Genomic DNA, 18,009 nt, shown 5'->3' on the forward strand with positions numbered 1-18,009 from the left:
GGTCGCGAAAACCGTCCCAGAAACCGCCGATAGGGACGACAACCGCGACCCGAACGGATGGCGCCTAGCCGACGAGCTTCGGCAGCGCCGCGAGCACCGCCTTCGCCGACCGCTCCGCGGCGTCGTCGACGTGCGTGAGGAACTCGGTGCCGTCGGGGGCGCAGAGGTCGCTGATCGCACGCACCGACACGAAGCGGACGCCGTGGTTGAAGGCCGTCTGCGCGATGGCCGCGGTCTCCATGTCCACGACGTGGATGCCCGGGAAGACCTCGCGGAGACGGTGGGCGATCTCGACCGTGACGAACTTCTCCCCCGAGCCGATGCCGCCGCCGCGCACGCGCACGCCGTCCGGTGCCGATGCGGTGAGAGCCGCGACGGCGAGCAGGTCAGGTGCGTAGCTCGCGGGCATCCCCGGAACCTGGCCCGCCTCGTAGCCGAATGCACGGGCATCCGCTTCGACGTTGACGTAGTCCATCCCGACGAACACGTCCCCGACCTCGACGTCGGCGGCGAGACCACCCGCCGACCCGGCCGAGACGAGGAGCACGTCGTCGCCGTACCGATGCAGGGCGCCGACCGCGGCATCCGCCGCGTTGACCATGCCGATACCCGATCGCACGAGCACGAACGTGCGGCCGTCGACGACGACGCCGCGGTGCTCGGCGCGCGCGATGCGGACCGGCTCGCTCACTTCGCTGGCGGCGTCGAGGAAGGGCTGCGCCTCCTCGTCCATCGCGACCTGGACGACGACGGTCGTCATGCGCTCGCGCCCGGCGCGAAGACGGTCGCCCACGCGTCGCGCTGCGCGAGGAAGTCGCGGACGGCGCTCTGGGCGCCTTCGAGGGTGTGGTTCGCACCCCATCCGCACTGCGTCTCGTTCGCGGCGGGCACCTCGGTCGCCTCGAGGATGTCTCGGAGGGTCGCCTCGACGAGCGCGAGGACCTCCTCGTACGCGGGCTCGCCCTGCAGGATGAGGTAGAAGCCGGTCTGGCATCCCATCGGCGAGAAGTCGATCACGCGATCCGAGTGATTGCGGCTCTTCTCGGCGAAGAGGTGCTCGATCGAGTGGATGGTCGGCATCTCGAGATGCGCGACGTTCGGCTGCGCGAAGCGGACGTCGTACTTCACGATGACGTCGCCCGCCGGCAGCTGCTTGCGGTCGGCGAGGCGCACGTACGGCGCGGACACGATGCGGTGGTCGAGGTTGAACGACTCGACGTTCATGCGGGGCGCTTCAGTCACCCTCCGAGCCTACGCGCACCGGCCCGGACCATCCCCCGCCCGAACACAGCGAAGCGCCCCGCACCATCCGGTGCGGGGCGCTGCGCGGTCGCGAAGTGCTTACTTCGACTCGGCCTCGGGAGCATCGGCCTCCTCGGCCGCCTCCTCGTCCGATGCCTCGTTGTCGACGAGAGCCTCGCCGGCGGTGTCCTCCGCGGCGACGCCGGCCTCTTCGACCTCGGCGGGCTCGGCGGCCTCGTCCTCGTTCGCGTCGGCGACGGGGGCGGCGGGCTCAGCCGGCGCGGCGGGCTTCGACGTGGACTTCTTCGCCTTCGGCGTGACGGGCTCGAGGACGAGCTCGATCACGGCCATGGGAGCGTTGTCGCCCTTGCGGTTGCCGACCTTGGTGATGCGCGTGTAGCCACCCTCGCGGTCCGCGACGAGCGGAGCGATCTCGTTGAACAGGACGTGCACGACTTCCTTGTCACCGATCACCGAGAGCACGGTGCGGCGCGCGTGGAGGTCGCCGCGCTTGGCCTTGGTGATGAGGCGCTCAGCCAGGGGGCGGAGGCGCTTCGCCTTCGTCTCCGTGGTCTTGATCGACTTGTGGGTGAACAGAGCCGCTGCGAGGTTCGCGAGAAGCAGGCGCTCGTGGGCCGGGCCGCCGCCGAGGCGGGCACCCTTCGTGGGCTTGGGCATTTCTTGTTACTCCAGTATCAGGACAGGAAGTCGGGTCAGAGGGACTCTTCGTCGTAGCCGCTGTAGAAGCCGGTGCCGTCGAAGCCGGGCACCGAGTCCTTCAGCGACAGACCGAGCGAGACGAGCTTGTCGCGCACCTCGTCGACCGACTTCTGACCGAAGTTGCGGATGTTCATGAGCTGCGTCTCCGAGAGGGCGACGAGCTCGCTGACCGTGTTGATCCCCTCGCGCTTGAGGCAGTTGTACGAGCGGACCGACAGGTCGAGGTCCTCGATGGGCATCGACAGCTCGTTCGAGAGGACGGTCTCGACCGGCGCGGGGCCGATCTCGATGCCCTCGGCCTCGACGTTCAGCTCGCGAGCGAGGCCGAACAGCTCGACCAGCGTGCGGCCGGCCGACGCGACGGCGTCGCGGGGGGCGATCGACGCCTTCGTCTCGACGTCCAGGATCAGCTTGTCGAAGTCGGTGCGCTCACCGGCACGGGTGGCGTCGACGCGGTAGCTGACCTTGTAGACGGGCGAGTAGATCGAGTCGACGGGGATCTGACCCGCCTCTGCGTACTCGTTGCGGTTCTGCGTCGCCGACACGTAGCCGCGGCCGCGCTCGATCGTGAGCTCGAGCTCGAACTTCGCGTCCGAGTTGAGCGTCGCGATGACGAGCTCGGGGTTGTGGACCTCGACGCCGGCCGGGGCCGAGATGTCTGCGGCCGTGACCTCGCCGGCACCCGTCTTGCGCAGGTACGCGGTGATGGGCTCGTCGCGCTCGCTCGAGACGACCAGCTGCTTGATGTTGAGGATGATCTCGGTGACATCCTCCTTCACGCCGGGGATCGTGCTGAACTCGTGCAGCACGCCGTCGATGCGGATGCTCGTGACAGCCGCGCCGGGGATCGACGAGAGGAGGCTGCGACGGAGCGCGTTGCCGATCGTGTAGCCGAAGCCGGGCTCCAGGGGCTCGATGACGAACCGGCTGCGGAACTCGGAGATCTTCTCCTCGGTGAGGGTCGGACGCTGTGCGATGAGCACTATGTGTTCCTTTCGATCAAGTGCCCGCTATATGACACTTGCGATGATGAGAGGTCTTGAGTTGTACTCGGGACCCAGCTCGCGCCGGGCGTTGAACGGCGAATGCGCCGGGGTGCTCGAACGAGCACCCCGGCGAAGACGTTCTCAGACGCGGCGACGCTTCGGCGGACGGCAGCCGTTGTGAGCCTGCGGCGTCACGTCCTGGATCGAGCCGACCTCGAGGCCGGCGGCCTGGAGCGAGCGGATCGCGGTCTCGCGGCCCGAGCCCGGACCCTTCACGAACACGTCGACCTTCTTGACGCCGTGCTCCTGCGCCTGACGCGCAGCCGACTCGGCGGCGAGGCCGGCGGCGAACGGCGTCGACTTGCGCGAGCCCTTGAAGCCCACGCCACCCGACGAGGCCCAGCTGATCACGGCGCCGGACGGGTCGGTGATCGAGACGATCGTGTTGTTGAACGTCGACTTGATGTGGGCCTGGCCCAGCGCGATGTTCTTCTTCTCCTTGCGGCGCGGCTTGCGCGCGGCAGTCTTCGGTGCAGCCATGGTTTTCTCCTAAACCTATCCGCGCGCCTTAGCGGGCCTTCTTCTTACCGGCGACGGTGCGCTTGGGACCCTTGCGCGTACGCGCGTTGGTCTTCGTGCGCTGACCGCGGACCGGGAGACCACGACGGTGGCGGAGACCCTCGTAGGAGCCGATCTCGACCTTGCGGCGGATGTCGGCGGCGACCTCGCGGCGGAGGTCACCCTCAACCTTGTAGTTGCCCTCGATGTAGTCGCGCAGCGCGACGAGCTGGTCGTCGGAGAGGTCCTTCACGCGGATGTCGGGGCTGACACCGGTGGCGGCGAGGATCTCGTTCGAGCGGGTACGGCCAACGCCGTAGATGTACGTGAGTGCGATCACCACGCGCTTGTCGCGCGGGATGTCGACGCCGGCAAGACGTGCCATGCGGTTCTCCTGATGATTGTGGAGGTGTGGAGCAGGATCGGTGCCCGGGCCTCCGCCCCGAGGTGTCCCCCGCCGAGCGGGTTCTGATCCTGCCTGAATTCAGTTGTGGGTCTCTGCGACTGATCCGTCACGGCTCAACGCTCCTTCGTCGCATTGAGCCGCGCCGCATCAGCCCTGGCGCTGCTTGTGGCGCGGGTTGCTCTTGCAGATGACCATGACGCGGCCGTGACGGCGGATCACCTTGCAGTGGTCGCAGATCGGCTTGACGCTGGGGTTGACCTTCATGATGCTTCCTGTTCGCTGTCTTCGTACCGGCGTCGTCGCGCGCGACGGCCGCCGGTCGTTACTTCTCGACCGGTCAGCGGTAGCGGTAGACGATGCGGCCGCGCGTCAGGTCGTAGGGGCTCAGCTCCACGACCACACGGTCTTCGGGGATGATGCGGATGTAGTTCTGCCGCATCTTCCCGGAGATCGTTGCGAGCACCTTGTGCCCAGCGGGCTTGTCGAGCTCGACACGGAACATCGCGTTCGGCAGCGCCTCGACGATGGTCCCCTCGGACTCGATGACTCCGTCTTTCTTCGCCATATCCTCGCTCGCGTAGCTGCAGACCGGTCGGTCTGCGGTGGTTGGATGGTGATGCCGGGTTCGTCGAGACGACACGCCGAGATGAGGCGCAAGGCACCAAAGATCTATGTTAGGTCACGTCGGGCGTGTCGGCAACTCGGCGTGTCGCGCCCTGCGCACCCCTGCTACTTCGTGAGGAGCGGCTCGAGGTCGGTCTCGGGGCCCTGGAGCGTGAGCGAGACGACCTCGCCGTTGACGACGATCGTCGGCGTCGAGATGCCGGTGGCGCCCTGCGCGAGCGGCGTCTCGGGCGTGCGCTCGGCGACGTAGTCGGCGTACTCCTCGCCCTGGATGCACGACGCGGCGTCGCCCGCGCCGACCTGCGACGCGTACTCGACGAGCTGGTCGTTCGTGAGACCCTCGGTCGACTCCGCCGGCTGCTTCTCGAAGAGGCGGTCGACGTAGGCGTAGAACGCGTCGGGGTTGGTCTCCGCGACGCAGTACGCGGCGCTCGCGGCGCGCGTGGAGTACTTCGTGCCCATCGACGCGTTGTCGAGGATCGAGATGGGGTGGATGACGAGCGTCACGTCGCCCGACTTGACCTTCTCGCTCACGTAGTCGCTGTAGCCCGCCCAGTAGTCCCCGCAGTACGGGCACATGAAGTCGACGTACTCCTCGATGACGTTCGGCCCGTCGCCGAGGCTCACTCCCCCGGTCTCCTCGTTGACGACGCCCGCGGCGGGTGCCTCGGCGGGAGCGGTCGCGGCGTTGTTCATCGTCACGACGAGCGCGCCGACGCCGACGACGGCGACCACGACGACCAGCGAGATGATGATCGCGAACCAGTTCGTCTTCTTGCCAGGGGCTGCCATCATCACGTCAGTTCTTCTCCGGGGTGTCAGGCGATGGGGTGAGGGGTCACGCCGAACGCGGCGAGAGCAGCGGCTCCGCCGTCGGGCGCGGTGAGGACCCAGATGCCGTCATCATGCACGGCGACGCTGTGCTCCCAGTGGGAGCCGTCGCTGCCGTCGACGGTCGACACGGTCCAGTCGTCGTCCTCGACGAAGACCTCCTCCGATCCGGAGGTCATCATCGGCTCGATGCACACGGTGAGCCCGGGGCGCACATCCGCGCCGCGGTCGCTCGTGCGGTAGTTGAAGATCGAGGGCGCCTCGTGCATCTTGCGGCCGATGCCGTGGCCGACGTAGTCGCGCAGGATGCCGGCGGGCTGCCCGGTCCACGAGAGCGGGTTCGCCTCGATGTGGTCCTGGATGGCTGCGCCCACCTCGCCGAGGTGCGCCGCGGAGGCGAGGGCGGCGATCCCCGCCCACATCGAGCCCTCGGTCACGCGAGAGAGCTCCTCGCGGCGCGCGACGACATCCGCATCTCCCCCGGGCACGACGATCGTGATGGCGGAGTCGCCGTTCCAGCCGTCCTTCGTCTCGGCGCCGCTGTCGATCGACACGATGTCGCCGGGCTCGAGCACGCGCTCACCCGGGATCCCGTGGACGACCTGCTCGTTGACCGAGATGCACGTCGTGTGGCGGTACCCGCGGACGAGCTGGAAGTTCGAGCGGGCACCGCGCTCGACGATGACGCGGTGGGCGGCGGCGTCGAGCTCGGCGGTCGTGATGCCCGGGCGGATGATCCGGCGCACCTCCTCGAGGGAGGCGGCCGTGATCAGTCCGGGCTCGATCATCGCCCGCAGCTGAGCGGCGTTCTTGTAGGGCGAGCGGCGGAACACGCGCTCAGGCGGCCACGCGCACGAGGCCGCGCGCCTCGAGGGCGGCGAAGATGCGCGCCGTGATCTCGTCGAGCGTGCCGACGCCGTCGATGCGGTCGACGATGCCGCGCTCGGCGTACACGTCGACGATGGGCGCGGTCTCCGACTCGTAGATGTCGAGGCGCTTCGCGATCGCCTCCTCCGTGTCGTCGCTGCGGCCCTGCTCCTCGGCGCGCTTCGCGATGCGCGCGATGGACTCGTCGCGCGGGACGTCGAGGAGGATCACGGCGTCGAGGTTCTCGCCGCGCTCCGCGAGGAACGCGTCGAGGTGGCCGACCTGCGTCGTGTTGCGCGGGTAGCCGTCGAGCAGGAAGCCGCCCTGGGCGTCGTCCTGCGAGAGGCGGTCGCGCACGATCTCGCTCGTGACCTCGTCGGGCACGAGGTCGCCGGCGTCGGTGATCGCCTTCACCTTGAGGCCGAGCTCGGTGCCCTGCTTGATGTTGGCGCGGAAGATGTCGCCGGTCGACACCACGGGGATGCCGAACGCCTCGGCGACGAGCACGCCCTGCGTGCCCTTGCCGGAGCCCTGGGGGCCGACGATGAGGAGACGGGCTGTCATCGGAGGAGTCCTTCGTAGTGGCGCTGCTGGAGCTGCGCGTCGATCTGCTTCACGGTCTCGAGTCCCACACCGACGATGATGAGGATCGACGCGCCCCCGAACGGGAAGTTCTGGTTGGCGCCGACCGTCGCGAGGGCGATGAGCGGGATGAGAGCGATGAGGCCGAGGTACAGCGAGCCCGGGAGCGTGATGCGCGTGAGCACGTAGTCGAGGTACTCGGCGGTGGGGCGGCCGGCCCGGATCCCGGGGATGAAGCCGCCGTACTTCTTCATGTTGTCGGCGACCTCGACGGGGTTGAACGTGATCGCGACGTAGAAGTAGGTGAACCCGATGATGAGCAGGAAGTACACCAGCATGTACAGCGGGTGGTCGCCTGTCGTCAGGTAGCTGTTGATCCACGTGACCCAGCCGGGCAGGTTGCCCTCGGCGTCGGGCGTGGAGTTGAACTGCGCGACGAGCGACGGGATGTACAGCAGCGACGAGGCGAAGATGACCGGCACGACGCCCGCCATGTTGACCTTGATCGGGATGTACGTGTTCGTGCCGCCGTACGTGCGGCGTCCGACCATCCGCTTCGCGTACTGCACCGGGATGCGCCGCTGGGACTGCTCGACGAACACCACGGCCGCGACGACGACGATGCCGACCGCGAGCACGAGGAGGAAGATCTCGAAGCCGTTCGCCTGCCAGATGGCCCACATCGCGGCCGGGAAGGTCGCGGCGATCGACGTGAAGATGAGCAGCGACATGCCGTTGCCCACGCCGCGTTCGGTGACGAGCTCGGCGAACCACATGATGAGGCCGGTGCCGGCGGTCATCGTGATGATGACGAGCAGCTGCGCCCACCAGGCGTCGTTGGTCAGCACGTTCTCGCACTCGGGGACGCCGGTGACCCCGAACAGCTGGCCGCTGCGCGCGACGGTGATGAGCGTGGTCGACTGCAGGAGCGCGAGCGCGATCGTCAGGTAGCGCGTGTACTGCGTGAGCTTGGCCTGGCCCGCCTGGCCCTCCTTGTAGAGGGTCTCGAAGTGCGGGATGACCACTCGCAGCAGCTGCGTGATGATCGTCGCGGTGATGTAGGGCATGACGCCCAGCGCGAAGATCGACAGCTGCAGGAGCGCGCCGCCGGAGAAGAGGTTGACGAGGGAGAGCAGGCCCTGCGTGCCCGACGTCTGATCGATGCAGCTCTGCACGTTCGGGAAGTTGACGAACGGTGCGGGGATGTGCGCGCCGAAGCGGTACACGGCGATGATCCCGAGCGTGAAGCCGATCTTCCGCCGCAGATCGGGCGTGCGGATGATCCGCGCGATAGCGCTGAACAAGGAAGAGCCTCCCAGTGGAATGGAGTGGTGGGCCGCGATGAGAAGGCGCACCGATGTCCAGAGTAACGGAAAGGGCCGGAGGCTCTCGCCTCCGGCCCTTTCGCGGGGTGTTACTTGATGCTGCCGCCGGCGGCGACGATCTTCTGCTCAGCCGAGCCGGAGACCTTGTCCACCGACACGTTGAGCGCGACCGAGATGTCGCCGTTGCCCAGGAGCTTGACCTTCTCGTTCTTGCGAACGGCGCCCTTGGCGACGAGGTCGGCGACGGTCACGTCGCCACCCTGGGGGTAGAGCTCCGCGAGCTTGTCCAGGTTCACGACCTGGTACTCGACGCGGAACGGGTTCTTGAAGCCGCGGAGCTTCGGGGTGCGCATGTGCAGCGGCATCTGCCCACCCTCGAAGCCGACGCGCACGGTGTTGCGGGCCTTCGTGCCCTTGGTGCCACGACCGGCCGTCTTGCCCTTCGAGCCTTCACCACGGCCCTTGCGGGTCTTCGCGGTGTTGGCGCCCGGGACGGGACGGAGGTGGTGGGCCTTCAGCACGCCGGGGCGCTGCTCGTTGGTCTCAGCCATCAGTCGATCTCCTCAACGTTCACGAGGTGAGCGACGGTGCGGACGTAGCCGCGCGTCTGAGCGTCATCGGGACGGACGACCGAGTCGCCGATCCGCTTGAGGCCGAGGCTGCGCAGCGTGTCGCGCTGGTTCTGCTTCTCGCTCACCTTGGACTTGATCTGGGTCACCTTGAGACGCGCAGCCATCAGGCACCTGCCTTTGCGGTAGCGGCGGCCTCGGCCTCCGCGCGCACGAGACGAGCCGGAGCCACCTGGTCGAAGTCGAGACCGCGACGCGCGGCGACCGCACGGGGCTCCTCGAGCTGCTTCAGCGCCTCGACGGTCGCGTGCACGATGTTGATCGTGTTCGACGAGCCGAGCGACTTCGAGAGCACGTCGTGGATGCCCGCGCACTCGAGGACGGCGCGGACGGGGCCGCCCGCGATGACACCGGTACCGGCAGCGGCCGGACGGAGGAGGACGACACCGGCGGCCGCCTCACCCTGCACGGGGTGCGGGATGGTGCTGCCGACGCGGGGCACGCGGAAGAAGTTGCGCTTCGCGTCCTCGACGCCCTTCGAGATGGCCAGGGGCACCTCGCGGGCCTTGCCGTAGCCGACGCCGACCACACCGCTGCCGTCGCCGACGACGACGAGCGCGGTGAAGCTGAAGCGACGACCGCCCTTGACGACCTTCGACACGCGGTTGATCGTGACGACGCGCTCGAGGAACTGGCTGTCGTTGCCGCGGCTGTTGCGGTCACGGCTGTTGCCGCGCTGCTCGCGACCGCCGCGGCGAGGCTCGCGCTCGCGGCGCTCCTCGGTCTGCTCGGGCGCTGCCTGAGCAGCGGCTTCGGTGGTCACTTCGGTCTCCTTGTTCTCACTCACAGGTTCAGGCCTCCCTCACGGGCGCCATCCGCGATCGCGGCGACACGACCGGCGTAGCGGTTGCCTCCACGGTCGAACACGACGTCGTTGATGCCGGCGGCCTTCGCGCGCTCGGCGACGAGCTCGCCGACCTTGCGGGCCTTGGCGGTCTTGTCACCCTCGAACGAACGGAGGTCGGTCTCGAGCGTCGACGCGCTGAAGAGCGTGATGCCCTTGCTGTCGTCGACGAGCTGCACGAACACGTGGCGCGCAGAGCGGTTGACGACGAGACGGGGGCGCGCCTCGGTGCCCACGACCTTCTTGCGAAGGCGAGTGTGGCGACGCGAGCGCGCGACGGACTTCGACTTCACAGCCATGATTACTTACCAGCCTTTCCGGCCTTGCGACGCACGACCTCGCCGGCGTAGCGCACACCCTTGCCCTTGTACGGCTCGGGCTTGCGGATCTTGCGGATGTTGGCAGCCACCTCGCCGACGGCCTGCTTGTCGATGCCGCTGACGGTGAGCTTGTTGTTGCCCTCGACCGTGAACGTGATGCCGGCCGGCGGCTCGACGACGACCGGGTGCGAGAAGCCGAGAGCGAACTCGACGGACGAGCCCTTCTGGGCGACGCGGTAACCCGTGCCGACGACCTCGAGGCCCTTGGTGTAGCCCTGGGTCACGCCGATGATGTTGTTGGAGATGAGGGTGCGGGTGAGGCCGTGCAGGGCACGCGACTCACGCTCGTCGTCGGGGCGGGTGACGAGAACCTGGTTCTCCTCGACCTTGACCTCGATGGGCTTCGCGACCTCGAGGGCGAGCTCGCCCTTAGGGCCCTTGACCGCAACCTGCGACCCGTCGACCGTCACGGTGACGCCGTTGGGGATGTCGATGGGAAGACGTCCGATACGCGACATGGTTCGATCACCACACGTAGGCGAGAACTTCTCCGCCCACGCCCTTCTGCTCGGCCTGGCGGTCGGTGAGGAGACCGCTGGAGGTGGACAGGATGGCGACGCCGAGTCCGCCGAGCACGCGCGGGAGCTCGGTCGACTTCGCGTACACGCGGAGACCGGGCTTCGAGACGCGCTTGATGCCCGCAATGGAGCGCTCGCGGTTCGGGCCGTACTTGAGGGTCAGCGTGAGGGTCTTGCCGACGCGCGCGTCGGTCTCCTCCCACGCCGAGATGTAGCCCTCCTGCTTGAGGATGTCGGCGATGTGCGTCTTCAGCTTGCTCGACGGCAGCGACACGGAGTCGTGGTGCGCCGAGTTCGCGTTGCGCAGACGGGTCAGCATGTCTGCGACCGGGTCTGTCATTGTCATATGACGATTCCTTTGTTCATGAGGTTTCGGCTGCCGTTACACGACAGACGACCTTCGATGACCTGCGATGTTCGATTGTGTGCCTTCACACGAGACGCCCCCGCGGCGCGGCCGCGGGGGCGAAACGCATGAAGCAAACGCCCTAGTGTATCAGGCCTGCTCGTTCTTGCCCACGAAGGGGAATCCCAGGTGGCGCAGGAACGCGCGACCCTCGTCATCCGTCTTCGCGGTCGTCACGATGGTGATGTCGAAGCCGCGGACGCGGTCGATCTTGTCCTGGTCGATCTCGTGGAAGATCGACTGCTCCGTGACACCGAAGGTGTAGTTCCCGTTGCCGTCGAACTGCTTCGGCGACAGGCCGCGGAAGTCGCGGATGCGGGGCAGGGCGAGCGAGATGAGACGGTCCAGGAACTCCCACGCGCGGTCACCGCGGAGGGTGACGTGCGCGCCGATGGCCTGGCCCTCGCGCAGCTTGAACTGAGCGATCGACTTCTTCGCCTTGGTGACGACAGGCTTCTGGCCGGTGATGGCGGTGAGGTCTGCGACCGCGCCCTCGATGACCTTGCTGTCGCGAGCGGCCTCGCCGACACCCGTGTTCACGACCACCTTGACGAGGCCGGGAACCTGCATCGGGTTCGCGTAGCCGAACTCGTCCTGCAGCTTCTGACGGATCTCGTCCCGGTAGACCTGCTTCATACGCGGCTGGATTTTGCCAGTCTGCGCAGCGGTATCCGTGCTCATTCTCAGATGTCCTTACCCGACTTCTTCGCGTAGCGCACGCGAACAGTCTTCTTGACGCCGTCCTTGACCTGCTCCTCGAGACGGAACCCGACGCGGGTCGGCTTCTTGGTCTCGGGGTCGACGAGCGCGACGTTGGACACGTGGATGGGGGCCTCGAGGGTCTCGATGCCGCCGGTCTTCGTGCCGCGCTGCGTCTGGCCGACGCGGTTGTGCTTCGTGATGTAGTTGACGCCCTCGACGACGACGCGGTTGCCGCCGTCCACGACCTCGAGCACCTTGCCCTGCTTGCCGCGGTCTCCACCGCGCTCGGGCTTGGCGCCGGAGATCACCTGGACGAGGTCGCCCTTCTTGATCTTCGCCATGAGTTACAGCACCTCCGGTGCGAGCGAGACGATCTTCATGAACTTGCGGTCACGAAGCTCGCGGCCGACGGGCCCGAAGATGCGGGTGCCGCGGGGCTCCCCGTCGTTCTTCAGGATGACGGCGGCGTTCTCGTCGAACTTGATGTACGAGCCGTCGGGACGGCGCGTCTCCTTGACAGTGCGGACGACGACGGCCTTGACCACGTCGCCCTTCTTCACGTTGCCGCCGGGGATCGCGTCCTTGACGGTGGCGACGATCGTGTCACCGAGACCCGCGTAGCGGCGGTTCGAGCCGCCGAGCACGCGGATGGTGAGCAGCTCCTTGGCGCCGGTGTTGTCAGCGACCTTGAGGCGGGATTCGTTCTGAATCACTTCTTACTCCTTGGTTCCAAGCGAGCCCCGGAGGGCTTACTTGGCCTTCTCGAGGATCTCGACCAGGCGCCAGCGCTTGGTGGCGCTCAGCGGGCGGGTCTCGTTGATGACCACGAGGTCGCCGATGCCGGCGGTGTTCTGCTCGTCGTGCGCCTTGAGCTTCTTCGTGCGACGGATGACCTTGCCGTAGAGGGGGTGCTTCACGCGGTCCTCGACCTCGACGACGATCGTCTTGTCCATCTTGTCGCTCACGACGTAGCCGCGGACGGACTTGCGGTAGCCGCGCTCGGCGGTCTCCTCGGTCTTGTTCTCGGTGGCCATCACTCAGCCTCTCCCTCGGCGGCAGCCGGCGTCTCCGCCTTGTCCGCCTTCTTCGCCTTGGTCTTCTTGGCCTTCGTCTCGACCGGAGCCGGCGTCGCCCGGATCCCGAGCTCGCGCTCGCGGATCACGGTGTAGAGACGCGCGATGTCGCGCTTGACCGCACGGATGCGGCCGTGGCTCTCCAGCTGGCCGGTGGCCGACTGGAAGCGCAGGTTGAACAGCTCTTCCTTGGCCTTGCGCAGCTCCTCGACGAGGCGCTGGTCTTCGAACGTGTCGAGCTCCTTGGGGGCGAGCTCCTTGGTGCCGATCGCCATTACGCGTCGCCCTCCTCGCGCTTGATGATGCGTGCCTTGAGAGGCAGCTTGTGGATTGCTCGGGTCAGTGCCTCACGGGCGAGCTGCTCGTTGACACCGGCGACCTCGAAGAGGACGCGACCCGGCTTGACGTTTGCGACCCACCACTCGGGCGAGCCCTTACCGGAGCCCATTCGGGTCTCGGCGGGCTTCTTCGTGAGCGGACGGTCGGGGTAGATGTTGATCCACACCTTTCCGCCACGCTTGATGTGACGCGTCATGGCGATACGAGCTGCCTCGATCTGACGGTTCGTCACGTACGCGGGCGTGAGCGCCTGGATGCCGAAGTCGCCGAAGCTGACCTTCGTGCCACCCGTGGCCTGGCCGTCGCGCTTGGGGTGGTGCTGCTTGCGGTACTTGACCTTGCGGGGGATGAGCATTACGCCGACGCTCCTTCCGCGACCGGCGCTGCCTCGGCGTCGTTGCGACGCGGGCCACGACGGCCGCCACGGTCGCGCTGCGAGGAGGGCTTACGCGAAGCCTCTTCACGCGCGAGTTCCTTGTTGGTGAGGTCGCCCTTGTAGATCCAGACCTTCACGCCGATGCGGCCGAAGGTGGTCTTCGCCTCGTAGAAGCCGTAGTCGATGTTCGCGCGGAGCGTGTGCAGCGGCACACGGCCCTCGCGGTAGAACTCCGAGCGGCTCATCTCGGCGCCGCCGAGACGGCCCGAGACCTGGATCCGGACGCCCTTGGCGCCGGCGCGCTGCGCACCCTGCAGGCCCTTGCGCATCGCGCGGCGGAAGGCCACGCGGGCGCTGAGCTGCTCGGCGACACCCTGCGCGACGAGCTGAGCGTCGGCCTCGGGGTTCTTCACCTCGAGGATGTTCAGCTGGATCTGCTTGCCCGTGAGCTTCTCGAGCTCACCGCGGATGCGCTCGGCCTCCGCACCACGGCGGCCGATGACGATGCCCGGACGCGCGGTGTGAATGTCGACGCGCACGCGGTCGCGGGTGCGCTCGATCTCGATGTTGCTCACGCCGGCGCGGTCGAGCGACGTGGTGAGCAGCTGACGGATCTTGATGTCCTCGGCCACGTAGTCGGCGTACCGCTGACCCGGCTTGGTCGAGTCAGAGAACCAGCGCGAGACGTGGTCCGTGGTGATGCCGAGGCGGAAGCCGTACGGGTTTACCTTCTGTCCCATTACTTGCTCGCCTTCTTGTTGCCCGCAGCGGCCGCCTCGGCGACCTCCGGGGTCGAGAGCACGACCGTGATGTGGCTCGTGCGCTTCTTGATCTGGAACGCGCGGCCCTGTGCACGGGGCTGGAAGCGCTTGAGCGTCGTCCCCTCGTCCACGAAGGCGTTCTTCACGTACAGGTCCTGCTCGTTGAGGTACTCACCGGCGTTGCCGGCCTTGACCTGCGCGTTGGCGATCGCCGACTCGACGAGCTTGTAGATGGGCTCCGAGGCGGACTGCTGCGCGAACTTGAGGATCGCGAGAGCCTCCTGGGCCTGCTTGCCCTTGATGAGGGCCACGACACGACGAGCCTTCTGAGGGGTCACGCGGATGTGTCGCACACGTGCGATGGACTCCACCATTTCTCTCTCCTCTCGGTCGCCTTAGCGGCGACGGCCCTTCTTGTCGTCCTTCACGTGACCGCGGAAGGTGCGGGTGGGCGCGAACTCGCCCAGCTTGTGGCCGACCATGGTCTCGGTCACGAACACGGGGATGTGCTTGCGACCGTCGTGCACGGCGATGGTGTGTCCCAGCATGGCGGGGATGATCATCGAACGGCGCGACCAGGTCTTGATGACGTTCTTGGTACCCGCCTCGTTCTGCGAGACAACCTTGCGAAGCAGGTGCTCGTCGACGAAGGGGCCCTTCTTCAGACTGCGTGGCATCTTCTTGACTCCTACTTGCGCTTCTTGCCGGCGTTACGACGACGAACGATGAGCTTGTCGCTTTCCTTGTTCGCGTGACGGGTGCGGCCCTCAGGCTGACCCCACGGCGTGACGGGGTTGCGACCACCGGAGGTCTTGCCCTCACCACCACCGTGCGGGTGGTCGACCGGGTTCATCGCGACACCGCGGACGGTCGGGCGGACGCCCTTCCAGCGCTTGCGGCCGGCCTTGCCCCAGTTGATGTTGGACTGCTCGGCGTTGCCGACCTCGCCGATGGTGGCGCGGCAGCGTGCGTCGACGTTGCGGACCTCGCCCGAGGGCAGACGGAGCTGCGCGTAGGGGCCGTCCTTGGCGACGAGGCGCACCGAGGCGCCCGCCGAACGGGCCAGCTTCGCGCCGCCGCCGGGGCGGAGCTCGATCGCGTGGATGACCGTACCGGTGGGGATGTTGCGCAGCGGCAGGTTGTTGCCGGGCTTGATGTCGGCGCCGGAGCCCGACTCGACGATGTCGCCCTGACGGAGCTTCTCGGGCGCGAGGATGTAGCGCTTCTCGCCGTCGAAGTAGTGCAGGAGCGCGATGCGCGCGGTGCGGTTGGGGTCGTACTCGATGTGAGCGACCTTCGCGTTGATCCCGTCCTTGTCGTTGCGACGGAAGTCGATCACACGGTACTGGCGCTTGTGGCCACCGCCGATGTGACGCGTCGTGATGCGGCCCTGGTTGTTGCGGCCACCCGTCTTGGCGAGCGGGCGGAGCAGCGACTTCTCGGGCGTCGAGCGCGTGATCTCTGCGAAGTCAGCCACCGACGAGCCGCGGCGACCCGGGGTCGTGGGCTTGTAGTTGCGAATAGCCATTTCTCTCTATTCCTCCTGGCCGTCTCAGGCGACAGCCGTGAAGATGTCGATGGTGCCCGACTTGAGGGTCACGATGGCGCGCTTGGTGTCCTTGCGCTTGCCCGTGCCGAAGCGGGTGCGGCGTGCCTTGCCGACGCGGTTGATCGTGTTCACCGAGGCGACCTTCACGTCGAAGATCTTCTCGATCGCGAGCTTGATCTCCGACTTGTTCGAGCGGGGGTCCACGATGAACGTGTACTTGCCCTCGTCGATCAGGCCGTAGCTCTTCTCCGAGACGACCGGCGCGATGATGACGTCGCGCGGGTCCTTGTTGAGAGCGGTCATGCCGAGACCTCCTGGGTGGCGCCGGTCTTCTGCGCGATGAACGCGTCGATCGCGGCCTTCGTGAACACGACGTCGTCGGAGGTGACCACGTCGTAGGCGTTGAGCTGGTCAGCGGCCAGGACGTGGACGTTGCGCAGGTTGCGCACGCTCAGCCAGCCGAAGTCGTCCGTGCGGTCGAGCACGACGAGGACCTTCTTCGACGAGGTGACCTGCGCGATGAACTGCGCAGCGGCCTTCGTCGAGGGCTTCTCGGTGCCGAACGCGTCGACGACGTGCAGGCGTCCGCCGCGGAAGCGGTCGCTGAGCACGCCCGCGAGGGCGGCGGCGATCATCTTCTTGGGGGTGCGCTGCGAGTAGTCGCGCGGCTTCGGACCGTGGACGATGCCACCGCCGGTCATGTGCGGCGCACGGATCGAGCCCTGGCGGGCGTTGCCCGTGCCCTTCTGCTTGAAGGGCTTGCGGCCGGCGCCCGAGACCTCACCGCGACGCTTGGTCGAGTGGGTGCCCTGGCGAGCCGCCGCGAGCTGCGCGACGACGACCTGGTGGATCAGCGGGATGTTCGTCTTGACGTCGAACACCGAAGCGGGAAGCTCGACCGTGCCGGTCTTCTTGCCGTCGGTGCCGAGGACGTCGAGAGCGAGAGTCGAGTCAGCCATGTGCCTCAGGCTCCCTTCACAGCGTTGCGGACGAAGACGATCCGGCCGCGCGCACCGGGGACGGCGCCCTTGACGAGCAGCAGACCCTTCTCGGCGTCGACGGCGTGAACCGTGAGGTTGAGGACGGTCACGCGCTCGCCGCCCATGCGGCCGGCCATGCGCATGCCCTTGAAGACGCGGCTCGGGGTCGACGACGCGCCGATCGAACCGGGCTTGCGGTGGTTGCGGTGCGCACCGTGCGAAGCCGAGACGCCCTTGAAGTTGTGGCGCTTCATGACACCCGCGGTGCCCTTGCCCTTGCTGGTGCCGACGACGTCGACCAGCTGGCCGGCCTCGAACACGCCGTCCACCGTGAGCTCCTGGCCCAGGGTGTAGTCGGCGGCGTCCGCGGTGCGGATCTCGGTGAGGTGACGACGGGGCGTCACGCCGGCGGCCTCGAAGTGGGCCGTGAGGGGCTTGTTCACCTTGCGGGGGTCGACCTGCCCGTAGCCGATCTGGACGGCGTTGTAGCCATCCTTCTCGACCGAGCGGATCTGCGTGACCACGTTCGGAGCGAGCTCGATCACCGTGACGGGGATGAGCTTGCCGTTCTCGTTCCAGACCTGGGTCATGCCGAGCTTGGTGCCGAGCAGACCCTTCGAAACCTTGTTGTTGATGTCAGCCATGTCGAACCTCAGAGCTTGATCTCGATGTTGACGTCAGCAGGGAGGTCCAGACGCATGAGCGAGTCGACCGCCTTGGGGGTCGGGTCGACGATGTCGATGAGGCGCTTGTGGGTGCGCATCTCGAAGTGCTCGCGGCTGTCCTTGTACTTGTGAGGCGATCGGATGACGCACACGACGTTCTTCTCCGTCGGGAGCGGCACCGGGCCGACGACCTGAGCGCCGGCACGGGTCACCGTGTCGACGATCTTGCGCGCCGACGTGTCGATGACCTCGTGGTCATACGACTTCAGGCGAATGCGGATCTTCTGTCCCGCCATTGTCTGTCTCTCTTTCCGCGTCGTACCTCTCGGGCATTGGACGCACTGCGGCGCTGGCGCGCCTTCGGCACATCGAGGCCGCCCGAGGACGGCGCATGCTGCACCACTGTTCTGCTGTCAATCGGCCGTCCGGAGACGACCGCAGCCGCACTTCTCCCCGGGAGGGGAGGTGGGGTTGTGTGTGTTCTGCTGCCCGCGGCCTAGGTCTCTGCGCTCGAGGCGCCGCCTATGCACTGCCCTGGCAGTGATCCGGCTGGCGCGCCGAAGCGCACGCCGGAATGTGGAACCTGTCTATTCTGCCATCCCCGACGGTGTCGCCGCAACCCGGGCGTGTCGCACCGCGGGCCGTT

32 protein-coding genes are annotated in these 18,009 nt (G+C 67.3%); all 32 read right to left on the reverse strand.

Annotated elements, in window-relative coordinates; genetic code table 11:
* Positions 1-64 precede the first annotated feature (64 nt).
* A complete protein-coding gene (gene mtnN / locus GC092_RS12225; protein WP_324012230.1) occupies positions 65-760 on the reverse strand; it encodes a 5'-methylthioadenosine/S-adenosylhomocysteine nucleosidase in 696 nt (231 codons plus the stop codon).
* A complete protein-coding gene (locus tag GC092_RS12230; RefSeq protein WP_271172439.1) occupies positions 757-1,224 on the reverse strand; it encodes an S-ribosylhomocysteine lyase in 468 nt (155 codons plus the stop codon). The genes mtnN and GC092_RS12230 overlap by 4 nt, the downstream gene beginning before the upstream one ends.
* 117 nt (positions 1,225-1,341) lie before the next feature.
* The gene (rplQ, locus tag GC092_RS12235) at positions 1,342-1,920 is read right to left on the reverse strand and encodes a 50S ribosomal protein L17 (protein ID WP_271172362.1); all 579 of its coding nucleotides are present in this window, start codon (positions 1,918-1,920) and stop codon (positions 1,342-1,344) included.
* A 35-nt stretch (positions 1,921-1,955) separates the two neighbouring features.
* Positions 1,956-2,945, reverse strand: a complete 990-nt coding sequence (locus GC092_RS12240; protein WP_271172363.1) for a DNA-directed RNA polymerase subunit alpha — start codon at positions 2,943-2,945, stop codon at positions 1,956-1,958.
* 144 nt (positions 2,946-3,089) lie between these two features.
* Positions 3,090-3,488 (reverse strand): 30S ribosomal protein S11, encoded by a 399-nt coding sequence (gene rpsK / locus GC092_RS12245; protein ID WP_271172364.1) that lies wholly within the window; start codon positions 3,486-3,488, stop codon positions 3,090-3,092.
* Between the two features lie 28 nt (positions 3,489-3,516).
* On the reverse strand, positions 3,517-3,891 hold the full coding sequence (rpsM, locus tag GC092_RS12250; protein WP_271172365.1) for a 30S ribosomal protein S13: 375 nt from the start codon (positions 3,889-3,891) through the stop codon (positions 3,517-3,519).
* Positions 3,892-4,059: 168 nt separating this feature from the next.
* Positions 4,060-4,176 carry a 50S ribosomal protein L36 gene (gene rpmJ / locus GC092_RS12255; RefSeq protein WP_005050492.1) on the reverse strand — a complete coding sequence of 39 codons (117 nt, stop codon included), beginning with the start codon at positions 4,174-4,176 and terminating at the stop codon, positions 4,060-4,062.
* 73 nt (positions 4,177-4,249) lie between these two features.
* Positions 4,250-4,477, reverse strand: a complete 228-nt coding sequence (infA, locus tag GC092_RS12260) for a translation initiation factor IF-1 (RefSeq protein ID WP_156242004.1) — start codon at positions 4,475-4,477, stop codon at positions 4,250-4,252.
* A 164-nt stretch (positions 4,478-4,641) separates the two neighbouring features.
* Positions 4,642-5,331 (reverse strand): DsbA family protein, encoded by a 690-nt coding sequence (locus GC092_RS12265; protein ID WP_324012235.1) that lies wholly within the window; start codon positions 5,329-5,331, stop codon positions 4,642-4,644.
* A 23-nt stretch (positions 5,332-5,354) separates the two neighbouring features.
* On the reverse strand, positions 5,355-6,200 hold the full coding sequence (gene map, locus GC092_RS12270; RefSeq protein WP_271172367.1) for a type I methionyl aminopeptidase: 846 nt from the start codon (positions 6,198-6,200) through the stop codon (positions 5,355-5,357).
* Between the two features lie 4 nt (positions 6,201-6,204).
* Positions 6,205-6,798 (reverse strand): adenylate kinase, encoded by a 594-nt coding sequence (locus GC092_RS12275; protein WP_271172368.1) that lies wholly within the window; start codon positions 6,796-6,798, stop codon positions 6,205-6,207.
* Positions 6,795-8,120, reverse strand: a complete 1,326-nt coding sequence (secY, locus tag GC092_RS12280) for a preprotein translocase subunit SecY (RefSeq protein WP_271172369.1) — start codon at positions 8,118-8,120, stop codon at positions 6,795-6,797. The genes GC092_RS12275 and secY overlap by 4 nt, the downstream gene beginning before the upstream one ends.
* A 110-nt stretch (positions 8,121-8,230) precedes the next feature.
* Positions 8,231-8,692 (reverse strand): 50S ribosomal protein L15, encoded by a 462-nt coding sequence (gene rplO / locus GC092_RS12285; protein WP_271172370.1) that lies wholly within the window; start codon positions 8,690-8,692, stop codon positions 8,231-8,233.
* Positions 8,692-8,877, reverse strand: a complete 186-nt coding sequence (gene rpmD, locus GC092_RS12290; RefSeq protein ID WP_271172371.1) for a 50S ribosomal protein L30 — start codon at positions 8,875-8,877, stop codon at positions 8,692-8,694. The genes rplO and rpmD overlap by 1 nt, the downstream gene beginning before the upstream one ends.
* Positions 8,877-9,557 (reverse strand): 30S ribosomal protein S5, encoded by a 681-nt coding sequence (gene rpsE, locus GC092_RS12295; RefSeq protein ID WP_374727720.1) that lies wholly within the window; start codon positions 9,555-9,557, stop codon positions 8,877-8,879. Before rpsE ends, rpmD begins: the two co-directional genes overlap by 1 nt.
* Complete coding sequence (gene rplR, locus GC092_RS12300) at positions 9,554-9,913, reverse strand: 50S ribosomal protein L18 (protein WP_271172373.1); 360 nt, start codon at positions 9,911-9,913, stop codon at positions 9,554-9,556. The genes rpsE and rplR overlap by 4 nt, the downstream gene beginning before the upstream one ends.
* A gap of 2 nt (positions 9,914-9,915) precedes the next feature.
* On the reverse strand, positions 9,916-10,452 hold the full coding sequence (gene rplF, locus GC092_RS12305) for a 50S ribosomal protein L6 (RefSeq protein WP_324012237.1): 537 nt from the start codon (positions 10,450-10,452) through the stop codon (positions 9,916-9,918).
* A gap of 7 nt (positions 10,453-10,459) precedes the next feature.
* The gene (rpsH, locus tag GC092_RS12310) at positions 10,460-10,858 is read right to left on the reverse strand and encodes a 30S ribosomal protein S8 (protein WP_271172375.1); all 399 of its coding nucleotides are present in this window, start codon (positions 10,856-10,858) and stop codon (positions 10,460-10,462) included.
* 150 nt (positions 10,859-11,008) lie between these two features.
* Positions 11,009-11,599: a 50S ribosomal protein L5 gene (rplE, locus tag GC092_RS12315; RefSeq protein ID WP_271172376.1), complete on the reverse strand. Its 591-nt coding sequence runs from the start codon at positions 11,597-11,599 to the stop codon at positions 11,009-11,011.
* A gap of 2 nt (positions 11,600-11,601) precedes the next feature.
* Positions 11,602-11,961 carry a 50S ribosomal protein L24 gene (gene rplX, locus GC092_RS12320; protein ID WP_271172377.1) on the reverse strand — a complete coding sequence of 120 codons (360 nt, stop codon included), beginning with the start codon at positions 11,959-11,961 and terminating at the stop codon, positions 11,602-11,604.
* A gap of 3 nt (positions 11,962-11,964) precedes the next feature.
* A complete protein-coding gene (gene rplN / locus GC092_RS12325) occupies positions 11,965-12,333 on the reverse strand; it encodes a 50S ribosomal protein L14 (protein WP_271172378.1) in 369 nt (122 codons plus the stop codon).
* 36 nt (positions 12,334-12,369) lie between these two features.
* Positions 12,370-12,654, reverse strand: coding sequence for a 30S ribosomal protein S17 (gene rpsQ, locus GC092_RS12330; RefSeq protein ID WP_271172379.1), 285 nt, complete (start codon positions 12,652-12,654; stop codon positions 12,370-12,372).
* The gene (gene rpmC / locus GC092_RS12335; RefSeq protein ID WP_271172380.1) at positions 12,654-12,968 is read right to left on the reverse strand and encodes a 50S ribosomal protein L29; all 315 of its coding nucleotides are present in this window, start codon (positions 12,966-12,968) and stop codon (positions 12,654-12,656) included. Before rpmC ends, rpsQ begins: the two co-directional genes overlap by 1 nt.
* Positions 12,968-13,387, reverse strand: coding sequence for a 50S ribosomal protein L16 (gene rplP, locus GC092_RS12340; protein WP_271172381.1), 420 nt, complete (start codon positions 13,385-13,387; stop codon positions 12,968-12,970). Before rplP ends, rpmC begins: the two co-directional genes overlap by 1 nt.
* Positions 13,387-14,148 (reverse strand): 30S ribosomal protein S3, encoded by a 762-nt coding sequence (gene rpsC / locus GC092_RS12345; RefSeq protein WP_271172382.1) that lies wholly within the window; start codon positions 14,146-14,148, stop codon positions 13,387-13,389. The genes rplP and rpsC overlap by 1 nt, the downstream gene beginning before the upstream one ends.
* Positions 14,148-14,543 carry a 50S ribosomal protein L22 gene (gene rplV / locus GC092_RS12350; RefSeq protein WP_271172383.1) on the reverse strand — a complete coding sequence of 132 codons (396 nt, stop codon included), beginning with the start codon at positions 14,541-14,543 and terminating at the stop codon, positions 14,148-14,150. The genes rpsC and rplV overlap by 1 nt, the downstream gene beginning before the upstream one ends.
* Before the next feature lie 21 nt (positions 14,544-14,564).
* Positions 14,565-14,846, reverse strand: coding sequence for a 30S ribosomal protein S19 (gene rpsS, locus GC092_RS12355; protein ID WP_147911206.1), 282 nt, complete (start codon positions 14,844-14,846; stop codon positions 14,565-14,567).
* Between the two features lie 11 nt (positions 14,847-14,857).
* Positions 14,858-15,697, reverse strand: a complete 840-nt coding sequence (rplB, locus tag GC092_RS12360; protein ID WP_271172384.1) for a 50S ribosomal protein L2 — start codon at positions 15,695-15,697, stop codon at positions 14,858-14,860.
* A 24-nt stretch (positions 15,698-15,721) separates the two neighbouring features.
* Positions 15,722-16,021: a 50S ribosomal protein L23 gene (rplW, locus tag GC092_RS12365; protein ID WP_271172385.1), complete on the reverse strand. Its 300-nt coding sequence runs from the start codon at positions 16,019-16,021 to the stop codon at positions 15,722-15,724.
* On the reverse strand, positions 16,018-16,677 hold the full coding sequence (gene rplD / locus GC092_RS12370) for a 50S ribosomal protein L4 (protein ID WP_271172386.1): 660 nt from the start codon (positions 16,675-16,677) through the stop codon (positions 16,018-16,020). Before rplD ends, rplW begins: the two co-directional genes overlap by 4 nt.
* A 5-nt stretch (positions 16,678-16,682) precedes the next feature.
* The gene (rplC, locus tag GC092_RS12375; protein WP_271172387.1) at positions 16,683-17,342 is read right to left on the reverse strand and encodes a 50S ribosomal protein L3; all 660 of its coding nucleotides are present in this window, start codon (positions 17,340-17,342) and stop codon (positions 16,683-16,685) included.
* Between the two features lie 8 nt (positions 17,343-17,350).
* The gene (rpsJ, locus tag GC092_RS12380) at positions 17,351-17,659 is read right to left on the reverse strand and encodes a 30S ribosomal protein S10 (RefSeq protein ID WP_098409068.1); all 309 of its coding nucleotides are present in this window, start codon (positions 17,657-17,659) and stop codon (positions 17,351-17,353) included.
* Between the last annotated feature and the right edge of the window lie 350 nt (positions 17,660-18,009).

The sequence above is a fragment of the Microbacterium sp. JZ37 genome, from assembly GCF_035188445.1.
Lineage (GTDB): Bacteria > Actinomycetota > Actinomycetes > Actinomycetales > Microbacteriaceae > Microbacterium > Microbacterium barkeri.

Excerpts from the sequence above, each read along its gene's own strand:
- rplO (WP_271172370.1), bottom strand. The coding sequence starts at position 8,692 with ATGGCTGAGACCAACGAGCAGCGCCCCGGCGTGCTGAAGGCCCACCAC.
- rpsM (WP_271172365.1), bottom strand. The coding sequence starts at position 3,891 with ATGGCACGTCTTGCCGGCGTCGACATCCCGCGCGACAAGCGCGTGGTG.
- mtnN (WP_324012230.1), bottom strand. The coding sequence starts at position 760 with ATGACGACCGTCGTCGTCCAGGTCGCGATGGACGAGGAGGCGCAGCCC.
- rpsS (WP_147911206.1), bottom strand. The coding sequence starts at position 14,846 with ATGCCACGCAGTCTGAAGAAGGGCCCCTTCGTCGACGAGCACCTGCTT.
- rpmC (WP_271172380.1), bottom strand. The coding sequence starts at position 12,968 with ATGGCGATCGGCACCAAGGAGCTCGCCCCCAAGGAGCTCGACACGTTC.
- rplR (WP_271172373.1), bottom strand. The coding sequence starts at position 9,913 with ATGGCTGTGAAGTCGAAGTCCGTCGCGCGCTCGCGTCGCCACACTCGC.
- rplQ (WP_271172362.1), bottom strand. The coding sequence starts at position 1,920 with ATGCCCAAGCCCACGAAGGGTGCCCGCCTCGGCGGCGGCCCGGCCCAC.
- rpmD (WP_271172371.1), bottom strand. The coding sequence starts at position 8,877 with ATGGCTGCGCGTCTCAAGGTGACCCAGATCAAGTCCAAGGTGAGCGAG.
- rpsQ (WP_271172379.1), bottom strand. The coding sequence starts at position 12,654 with ATGGCCACCGAGAACAAGACCGAGGAGACCGCCGAGCGCGGCTACCGC.
- rpmJ (WP_005050492.1), bottom strand. The coding sequence starts at position 4,176 with ATGAAGGTCAACCCCAGCGTCAAGCCGATCTGCGACCACTGCAAGGTG.
- rplE (WP_271172376.1), bottom strand. The coding sequence starts at position 11,599 with ATGAGCACGGATACCGCTGCGCAGACTGGCAAAATCCAGCCGCGTATG.
- rplV (WP_271172383.1), bottom strand. The coding sequence starts at position 14,543 with ATGGTGGAGTCCATCGCACGTGTGCGACACATCCGCGTGACCCCTCAG.
- rplW (WP_271172385.1), bottom strand. The coding sequence starts at position 16,021 with ATGACCGCTCTCAACAAGGACCCGCGCGACGTCATCATCGCGCCGGTC.
- infA (WP_156242004.1), bottom strand. The coding sequence starts at position 4,477 with ATGGCGAAGAAAGACGGAGTCATCGAGTCCGAGGGGACCATCGTCGAG.
- GC092_RS12275 (WP_271172368.1), bottom strand. The coding sequence starts at position 6,798 with ATGACAGCCCGTCTCCTCATCGTCGGCCCCCAGGGCTCCGGCAAGGGC.
- rpsK (WP_271172364.1), bottom strand. The coding sequence starts at position 3,488 with ATGGCTGCACCGAAGACTGCCGCGCGCAAGCCGCGCCGCAAGGAGAAG.
- rplX (WP_271172377.1), bottom strand. The coding sequence starts at position 11,961 with ATGGCGAAGATCAAGAAGGGCGACCTCGTCCAGGTGATCTCCGGCGCC.
- rplC (WP_271172387.1), bottom strand. The coding sequence starts at position 17,342 with ATGGCTGACATCAACAACAAGGTTTCGAAGGGTCTGCTCGGCACCAAG.
- GC092_RS12265 (WP_324012235.1), bottom strand. The coding sequence starts at position 5,331 with ATGATGGCAGCCCCTGGCAAGAAGACGAACTGGTTCGCGATCATCATC.
- rplF (WP_324012237.1), bottom strand. The coding sequence starts at position 10,452 with ATGTCGCGTATCGGACGTCTTCCCATCGACATCCCCAACGGCGTCACC.
- rplB (WP_271172384.1), bottom strand. The coding sequence starts at position 15,697 with ATGGCTATTCGCAACTACAAGCCCACGACCCCGGGTCGCCGCGGCTCG.
- rpsC (WP_271172382.1), bottom strand. The coding sequence starts at position 14,148 with ATGGGACAGAAGGTAAACCCGTACGGCTTCCGCCTCGGCATCACCACG.
- rplP (WP_271172381.1), bottom strand. The coding sequence starts at position 13,387 with ATGCTCATCCCCCGCAAGGTCAAGTACCGCAAGCAGCACCACCCCAAG.
- GC092_RS12230 (WP_271172439.1), bottom strand. The coding sequence starts at position 1,224 with ATGAACGTCGAGTCGTTCAACCTCGACCACCGCATCGTGTCCGCGCCG.
- rpsH (WP_271172375.1), bottom strand. The coding sequence starts at position 10,858 with ATGACAATGACAGACCCGGTCGCAGACATGCTGACCCGTCTGCGCAAC.
- rpsJ (WP_098409068.1), bottom strand. The coding sequence starts at position 17,659 with ATGGCGGGACAGAAGATCCGCATTCGCCTGAAGTCGTATGACCACGAG.
- rplD (WP_271172386.1), bottom strand. The coding sequence starts at position 16,677 with ATGGCTGACTCGACTCTCGCTCTCGACGTCCTCGGCACCGACGGCAAG.